Genomic DNA, 7,160 nt, shown 5'->3' with positions numbered 1-7,160 from the left:
CACGCCGCACCGCCCCTCGCCCGTCCGTGGTCCGCCGAGGGCGCGGCCGCCGCCATCGCCTTCGCCAAGTCCAAGATCGGCCTGCCCTACGTCTGGGGCGGCGAGGGCCCGGGCGGCTACGACTGCTCCGGGCTGACGATGATGGCCTGGCGCGAGGGCGGCCGGCAGCTCAACCACTTCGCCGCCGACCAGTACGCCCAGAGCACCCCGATCGGCTACCGCCAGCTGCGCCCCGGCGACCTGGTCTTCTGGACCGACACCGGGCGCGCCGCCGACATCCACCACGTCGGGCTCTACATCGGCGACGACCAGATGATCGAGGCCCCGCGGGTCGGCATGCCGGTCAAGCAGGCCAGCCTCTGGATCATGGGGACCCCGGACTTCTACGCCAGGCCCTGACGCCCGGGCCCGGGTGCCGGTCGGCGCCTCGACGGGTGCGGCCGGCACCACCCCTCGGCGGCGGCCGCGAGGACGGGGCGAGTGCGACCAGGGCGTCCCGCGGGGCCGGGTCGGCGCGAGGTACTCGGCACCGAGGGCGTCCGAGAGGCCGAGCCGGCCGCCGTCCCACCCGGCTACCGGCCGGCCGCGGCGGCCACCGCCCGGCGGCTGTCGCGCAGCCGCACCACTGTCCAGCCCCAGAGCGCGGCGACCGGGAGCGACACGAGGAAGACGGCGAACGCGCCGCCGACCCGGCCGATCATCTCGGAGTCGCAGACCTCGGCCAGGTGGAAGCCGGTCGGCTGGTAGAAGGCCGGTGAGCCGCACAGCCCGTTGCCCGGCGCGAGGACCAGCCAGAGCGCCCAGAGCCAGCCGGCCACGGTCAGCCCGCCGACCAGCTTCGCCGTCAGCGCCCGGCTCTCGTACTCCTTCAGCCTGCGGACGTACTCGTCCTCCATGGTTCCCCCCGAAGCGGATCGTCTGTACCTGAACCGGCACGAGGATGTCAGGCGGGCCGGCCCGGGCGCCACTGTCGGTGGGGCGCGCTAGCGTGACCGCGAGGACCGGCATTGAGGAGGCGTCGTGCGACTGCGGGATGTTCGGGCGGGGGATGTCGGGGCGTACGTCCGGATGCGCTGCGACCCGGTGATGATGGCCGAACTCGGCGGCCCGCTGCCCCGGGCGCGGGTCGAGGAGCGGCTGCGCGCGGACCTGGCCCTGGTGGCCGGGGACAGCTCCTGGATCAGGATGATCGTGCCGGACGGCGCGCAGGACGGAGAGGCGGCGGGCATCGTCACACTCTGGTCGGACCAGGAGGACGGCGAGAGCGTCTCCGAGATCGGCTGGATGGTGCTGCCCGAGCACCAGGGGCGCGGCCTCGCCAAGGCGGCCGTCCGCAGCGTGCTGGACGCCGCCGCCGAGGACGGCCGCTGGGGCGAGGTGCACGCCAACCCTGGGACCACCAACGGAGCGTCCAACGGGATCTGCCGGGCGCTCGGCTTCCGGCTGGTCGGCGAGCGGGACCTGGACTTCGCGGACCGCGTCCTGCGCACCAACCACTGGGTGGTGGTGCCCGGCGAGCACCACGGGTCGGGCACGGAATAATTCGGATGCCACCCCCGGAGGGCCGCCGTACGGTGGCCCCATGGGCAACAGCATCGATCACACGGACGTCGACAGCGTGAGCGGGCTCCAGGTCCGGGCCGTCTCGGTGGACGAGGTGGCGGAGTGGAACCGGGCGCTCAACTTCGGCTTCCTGCGCCCCCACGTGGCCGTCGCGGAGGACCTGCGCCGCCGGCAGTGGGAGCCGGGCCGGATGCTGGCCGGCTTCGACGGCGAGCGCCAGATCGCCACCTTCCGCAGCTTCGACACCGAACTGACCGTCCCCGGCGGGTCCGTCGTCCCGGCCGACGCCGTCACCAACGTCACGGTGAGCTCCACCCACCGCCGGCGCGGCCTGCTCAGCGCGATGATGCGCCGGGACCTCGCGGCCGCGGCCGAGCGCGGCTGCGCGGTCGCCGTCCTGATGGCCGCCGAGTACAATATCTACGGCCGGTTCGGCTTCGGTCCGGCCACCCACGGCAGCGGCTGGAGGATCGACCTGCGCCGCACCCGCGGTCTGCGCGAGGGCCTGCTGGGCGTCCCCGGCGGCCGGATCGACTTCGTGACCATGGCGGAGCTGCGCGAGCTGGGCGCGGACCTGTACGAGCGCTGGCGGCGCACCCAGCCGGGTGCGATCGAGCGCGACGCGCTCTGGTGGGAGCGCACCAGCGGCGAAGTCCGCACGTCCGGCGACGACTTCAAGGAGCCGTTCGCCGCCGTCCACCGGGATGCCGCCGGCACGGTCACCGGCCTGGTGCTCTACCGGATCGACCCCAAGTGGGATGGCGCCTACCCCGACGGCACGCTCTCCGTGGACGAGTTCATCGCCCTCGACCTGCCCACCGCCGTCGAACTCTGGCGCCTGGTGCTGTCGGTGGACTGGATGGCCCGGGTCGAGGTGCGCAACCTCGGCCCGGACGACCCGCTGCCGCTGCTGCTCCAGGATCCGCGCGCGGCCACCCCGCACGAGGACAACGGAGACCTCGTCTGGGTGCGAGTGCTGGACGTCGAGGCCGCGTTCGGCGCCCGCAGCTACGGCGCCCCCGGCCGGGTGGTGCTGGACGTCGACGACAAGCTGGGCTACGCCTCCGGCCGTTGGGCGCTGGAGGCGGCCGAGGACGGCACCGGCCGCTGCACCCGGACCACGGACGACGCCGACCTCGCGCTCGGCGCCTCGGAGTTGGGCTCGCTCTACCTGGGCGCGGAGACGGCGTCGAGGCTGGCCGCGGCCGCCCTGGTCGGCGAGCTGCGCCCGGGGGCGGCGGCCGCCGTGGACCTGCTGCTGCGCACCCCGGTGCGGGCCTGGACGCCGACCGAGTTCTGAGCCCGTTCCCGCGCCGGAGGCCGGCCCGTTCGCGGGCCGGCCTCCGGTGTTGCCGCGGGCGCTACTTGACCGCCGTCTTGCCGATGGTGGGCAGGATGAAGTCCTGGATCAGGCCCTTGGCGTCGCGGACGATCGGCCGGAACACCCGGTAGCGCGAGAGGTTGATCACCCGGGCCGCCATGGGGGTGGACCGGCGGACGAACTCCCGTGTGCGCTCGGTGTCCTCGGTCCGGTCGAAGACCCAGTAGAGGACCACGATCATCAGGTACAGCCAGAGCACGTCGGGCAGGAGCTCGACCAGTTCGGCGTCCAGTTTGGGCGCCAGCTCCGAGCCCTGGAGGACGTCGCGGAACAGCTCGACCGCCGTCGCCCGGGCCGGGTGGGAATCGTTGGAGAACGGGCTCAGCGAGCTGGTCGGGTCGGCTGCCGTCCGGAAGAACTGCGCGGCGAACTCGTGGTACGGCGCGGCCGTGTCGAGCCAGGAGGTCAGTGCGATCTCCAGCCGCTCGGAGAAGTCCCGGGTGTGGGACATCCGGCGCTTGGCGTCGGCCGCGTGCTCGTAGGTCATCCGGTCGTAGAACCCCTGGATCAGGAATTCCTTCGCCGAGAAGTAGTAGTACGCGTTGCCCACCGAGACGCCGGCCTCGGTGGCGATGGCGCGCATGGTGGTCTTCTCGTAGCCCCGTTCCTGGAACAGCCGCATGGCGGTCTCCAGGATCAGGGCACGGGTCGCCTCACTCTTGTCGGTCTTGGGCTGGGCCCGGCCGCCGGGCAGTGCTCCGCCCTCCGGCCCGGTCCCGCTCCCCGGGTCGGGCGCGGCCGGAGCCCCGGCCGTGCCGTTCTCGCCGTCCGTTCGGTTCGTCGCTGCCAGGTCGTCCACGAGCACGAGCCTAGCCGGAGACGACGTTCCATCCGGTGTCGGTGTTCGTGGCACCGGATGCCCCCTCCGCATCCGGTGCCACGGCGACCCCCCTCATTTCGAACGCGTTCAAAAACTGAGCGGTACTGTAGACGTATCGGTTGAACATGTTCAACTCCATCTCTGTGGGAGGCTGGTCACATGATCAGTTCAGAACGGATCGTCATCCGGCGCGGCGGAGTGCAGGATGCCGAGCCTGTCGCCGAGTTGCACGCCCACAGCTGGCGCACCACCTACCGCGGAATCGTCCCCGAGGCGGGACTGGGCGACGGGATGGTCGCCCAGCGACGCGAGCTGTGGATCCTGCGGCTGGACACCGACTGCGCCGACTACGGCGGGCCGGAGAACACGCCCGAACTGCTGATCGCCGAACGAGCGGGCGTGATGGTCGGATTCATCTACCTCGTCCCGCAGCCGGACGGCGGAGTGCTGATCGACAACCTGCACGTCCGCCCCGGCCTGAACGGCGGCGGCATCGGGCGCGAGCTGCTGACCGCAGGCCGCACCCATGTCGCCGAGCGGCACCCCGGGGCCGGACTCTCCCTGGAGGTGCTGCGGGACAACACCCGCGCGATCGCCTTCTACGAGCGCGAGGGCGCCGAGCGGGTCCGGGCGCAGGAGGGCGAGTTCCCCGGCGGGTTCCTGCTGCCCGAGTACGTGTACGCCTGGCCGGCCGCGCGCGTGGCGGTCGGGTCCGACCGGACGGAGCCGGCCGACCGGTAGGAACCGGTCGGCGCAACGGTGGAGAGGCGCGAAGGCGGATCGGTGGAAGGGGAGGACCTGCTGGAGCAGGCCGTCAGTCGACGTCGTAGACGGTCACCGGTACGCCCCGGGCCGCCAGCCGGGCGGTGACCAGCGGTTCGACCCGGTCCCACCGCCCGCCCGCCAGGCCGCAGCCGATCCGCGGCATGTGGACGGAGGCGCCGAGCCGGAGTGCGTGCTCACCGAGCGCGGCCAGTCCGGTGTCGATCGCCTCGTACCGCACCGGCACCCCGGTCGAGCGCCCCGTGCGGATGCCGCGCTGGCCGACCAGGTTGGCCACCCAGACGTGCGGATCGACCGCCACCAGCTGGACGGCGCCCAGGCCGAAGTCGTTCTTCGCCCGCTCTCGATGCCAGCGCCGGTACGCGGCCTCGGGCTCGGGCCAGCGTCTGGAGAGCGCGAGCACGAAGCCCTTGCCCCAGCCGCCGAGGTCGTTGCAGACGTGCGCGACCACCTTCACGCCCTTGCCCTGGGGCGTGGTGGCATCGCCTCGGACGTACGTGATTTCCCCCATGCCTCGACGTTAGAGGGTGGGACTGACAATCTGCGCGGCATTTTCCGGCGCCCTGCTCGACGCCCCGCCCGGGGTCTCGCCCGGCACTCCACCCGGCACCCTCTCGGGCGGTGCGGCGGCCGCCGCACCGCGCGCCGCCAGGTGCCGGCGCCCCGCCAGCGCGATCAGCAGCGCGAGCCCGGCGGCCGCGGCGGGCAGGAGGTAGCCGGTGCCCGGAGCGGCCCGCTCCGCGACCGTCCCGGCGAGCGCCGCCCCGGCCGAGATGCCGACCACGATGCCTGACACCGCCATCGCCATGCCCTCGTTGAACTGCCGCTGCGGCAGCAGCTCCTGGACCAGCGTCATCCCGGTCACCATGGTCGGCGCGGTGGCGGTGCCGGCCGCGAACAGGGCCGTCCCGAGCAGCCCGAGCCCGGCCCCGCCCAGTCCGGCGGCGAGCGGCAGCAGCAGGACCGAGGCCATCGCGGTGGCGCCGATCAGGAACCGCGTGCCCGGCGCCCGGCGCGGGGTCAGCAGCCCGAACAGCAGCCCCGCGACGCAGGAACCGGCCGCGAACAGGGCCAGCAGCAGTCCGGCGGAGGCCTTGTGGCCGAGCGCGTCGGCGTACGCCACGGTGGTGATCTCGGTCGCGCCGAAGACCGTGCCGGTCGCCAGGAAGGTCAGCACCAGCACCCGCAGCCCGGGTACCCGCAGCGGGGAGCCGTGCCGCGGTCCGGCCGGTTCCCGCCCCTGCGCCGGGGCGGGGGGCAGCGGGGGTTCGGTGCGCCGCTGGGCGGCGAACAGCAGGGCGCCGGTGGCGCCGAGGGTCCCGGCGGTGATCAGTCCGGCCTCCGGGGCGAGCGTGGTGCAGAGCAGCATGGCGAGCACCGGGCCGGCCATGAAGCAGAGTTCGTCCAGGGCCTGTTCGAAGGAGTTGGCCAGGTGCCGGGCGGCCGGGTCGTCCCGGTACAGGTGCGCCCAGCGGGAGCGGGCCATGCCGCCGAGGTTGGGTGCCGCCGAGCCGGCCGCGGAGCAGAGGAGGAGCGTCCAGTCGGGTGCGCCGAGCCGGACGCAGAGCAGCAGCCCGGTCAGCGGAACGGCGTTGTACAGCGCGGCCGGTACCGTCACCCGCGCCTGCCCGTACCGGTCCACCAGCCGTCCGATCAGCGGCATCCCTACAGCGCCGGCGACCAGTCCGGCCGCCGAGACGGCCCCGGCCAGCCCGTACGAGCCGCGCCGCTCGGAGAGCAGCACCACCAGGGCGACGCCGTTCATCGACAGCGCCAGCCGGCCGAGCAGTCCGGTCAGGGTGAAGGCGACGGCGCCGGGGGCCGCGAACAGCCGCCGGTAGGAGGTGAGGACGGCGCGCGGGGGCATCGGGCTCCTGTGAGCAGGGGGAAGGGGGTGCTCACAGCCTGGTGCCGGTGGCGGGCGGCCGTCCAACACCTGTTTCGCCGCACTCACAACACGCTGTTGTTAATCTGCCGCCCATGCCCCGTGACCTGCACCCCCGCCTGCTCCGCGGCTTCGTCGCGACCGCCGAGACCCTGCACTTCGGCCGGGCCGCGGAGCGGCTGCACACCGCCCAGCAGGCACTCAGCCGGGACGTCCGGACCCTGGAGGGGCAGCTCGGCGAAGCACTGTTCACCCGCACCACCCGCAGCGTCGAACTCACCCCGGCCGGGCGGCGGTTGCTGCCCCGGGCGCGCGGGTTCCTCGCACTGCACGACGAGATCCTCGCCGAGGCCGCGGCCGGATCCGGGGCCGCCGCCCGGCCGCTGCTGCTCGACCTCAACAGTGACGTCACCGGCCAGGACCTCACCGCCGACCGGGTGCTCGAACGGGCCCGGGCCGCCTGGCCGGAGGGCGAACTGCTGGCCCGCTTCCACGGCGGACTGGCCGCGGCGGCCGCCGAACTGCTGGCCCACCGGCTGGACGCCTCCTTCGGCCGCTTCGCCGGGCTGCCCGCCCCGGTGCGCGGCCGACTCGTCCAGCTGCCGGTGCGGTTGGAACGGATCTCGGTGATGATGGCGGACACCCATCCGCTGGCCGACCGCTCCGTGCTGCGCCCGGCCGAGCTGGCGGGGCACCCCGTCGACGTCTGCGCGGGCAACCCGGCGACC

General features: G+C 73.8%; 9 protein-coding genes. 5 read left to right on the top strand and 4 right to left on the bottom strand.

The features are described 5' to 3' along the window. A partial coding sequence (locus ACWGJO_RS40430) for a C40 family peptidase (RefSeq protein WP_452190788.1) occupies positions 1-399 on the top strand: 399 nt, incomplete at its 5' end. A 173-nt stretch (positions 400-572) separates the two neighbouring features. On the opposite strand, the gene ACWGJO_RS40425 is transcribed toward ACWGJO_RS40430, so the two are convergent. Then, positions 573-896: a hypothetical protein gene (locus ACWGJO_RS40425; protein WP_452190786.1), complete on the bottom strand. Its 324-nt coding sequence runs from the start codon at positions 894-896 to the stop codon at positions 573-575. A gap of 124 nt (positions 897-1,020) precedes the next feature. Here ACWGJO_RS40425 and ACWGJO_RS40420 point away from each other — a divergent pair, with 124 nt between their 5' ends. Together ACWGJO_RS40420 and ACWGJO_RS40415 are read left to right on the top strand one after the other, a co-directional pair. Continuing rightward, positions 1,021-1,542, top strand: coding sequence for a GNAT family N-acetyltransferase (locus ACWGJO_RS40420; protein ID WP_387689064.1), 522 nt, complete (start codon positions 1,021-1,023; stop codon positions 1,540-1,542). A gap of 40 nt (positions 1,543-1,582) precedes the next feature. After that, positions 1,583-2,863, top strand: a complete 1,281-nt coding sequence (locus tag ACWGJO_RS40415; protein WP_452190784.1) for a GNAT family N-acetyltransferase — start codon at positions 1,583-1,585, stop codon at positions 2,861-2,863. Positions 2,864-2,924: 61 nt separating this feature from the next. Here ACWGJO_RS40415 and ACWGJO_RS40410 read toward each other — a convergent pair whose 3' ends face one another. Next, complete coding sequence (locus ACWGJO_RS40410; protein ID WP_380550246.1) at positions 2,925-3,743, bottom strand: TetR/AcrR family transcriptional regulator; 819 nt, start codon at positions 3,741-3,743, stop codon at positions 2,925-2,927. A 180-nt stretch (positions 3,744-3,923) separates the two neighbouring features. On the opposite strand from ACWGJO_RS40410, the gene ACWGJO_RS40405 reads away from it, so the two are divergent. Continuing rightward, the gene (locus tag ACWGJO_RS40405) at positions 3,924-4,505 is read left to right on the top strand and encodes an N-acetyltransferase family protein (protein WP_452190782.1); all 582 of its coding nucleotides are present in this window, start codon (positions 3,924-3,926) and stop codon (positions 4,503-4,505) included. A gap of 73 nt (positions 4,506-4,578) precedes the next feature. On the opposite strand, the gene ACWGJO_RS40400 is transcribed toward ACWGJO_RS40405, so the two are convergent. Then, positions 4,579-5,058, bottom strand: a complete 480-nt coding sequence (locus tag ACWGJO_RS40400) for a macro domain-containing protein (protein ID WP_452190780.1) — start codon at positions 5,056-5,058, stop codon at positions 4,579-4,581. 9 nt (positions 5,059-5,067) lie between these two features. Continuing rightward, a complete protein-coding gene (locus tag ACWGJO_RS40395) occupies positions 5,068-6,414 on the bottom strand; it encodes an MFS transporter (RefSeq protein WP_452190778.1) in 1,347 nt (448 codons plus the stop codon). Between the two features lie 113 nt (positions 6,415-6,527). On the opposite strand from ACWGJO_RS40395, the gene ACWGJO_RS40390 reads away from it, so the two are divergent. Beyond that, positions 6,528-7,160 (top strand): LysR family transcriptional regulator (locus ACWGJO_RS40390; protein ID WP_452190776.1); only part of this gene is annotated, 633 nt, incomplete at its 3' end.

Source organism: Kitasatospora sp. NPDC054795, from assembly GCF_053611565.1.
The sequence above is the reverse complement of the archived record's forward strand: the minus strand, read 5'-3'. Positions and strand labels throughout refer to the sequence as shown.

Bases quoted from the DNA above. Each gene is read 5' to 3' on its own strand.
- ACWGJO_RS40425 (WP_452190786.1), bottom strand. From the start codon at position 896: ATGGAGGACGAGTACGTCCGCAGGCTGAAGGAGTACGAGAGCCGGGCG.
- ACWGJO_RS40415 (WP_452190784.1), top strand. From the start codon at position 1,583: ATGGGCAACAGCATCGATCACACGGACGTCGACAGCGTGAGCGGGCTC.
- ACWGJO_RS40405 (WP_452190782.1), top strand. From the start codon at position 3,924: ATGATCAGTTCAGAACGGATCGTCATCCGGCGCGGCGGAGTGCAGGAT.
- ACWGJO_RS40400 (WP_452190780.1), bottom strand. From the start codon at position 5,058: ATGGGGGAAATCACGTACGTCCGAGGCGATGCCACCACGCCCCAGGGC.
- ACWGJO_RS40395 (WP_452190778.1), bottom strand. From the start codon at position 6,414: ATGCCCCCGCGCGCCGTCCTCACCTCCTACCGGCGGCTGTTCGCGGCC.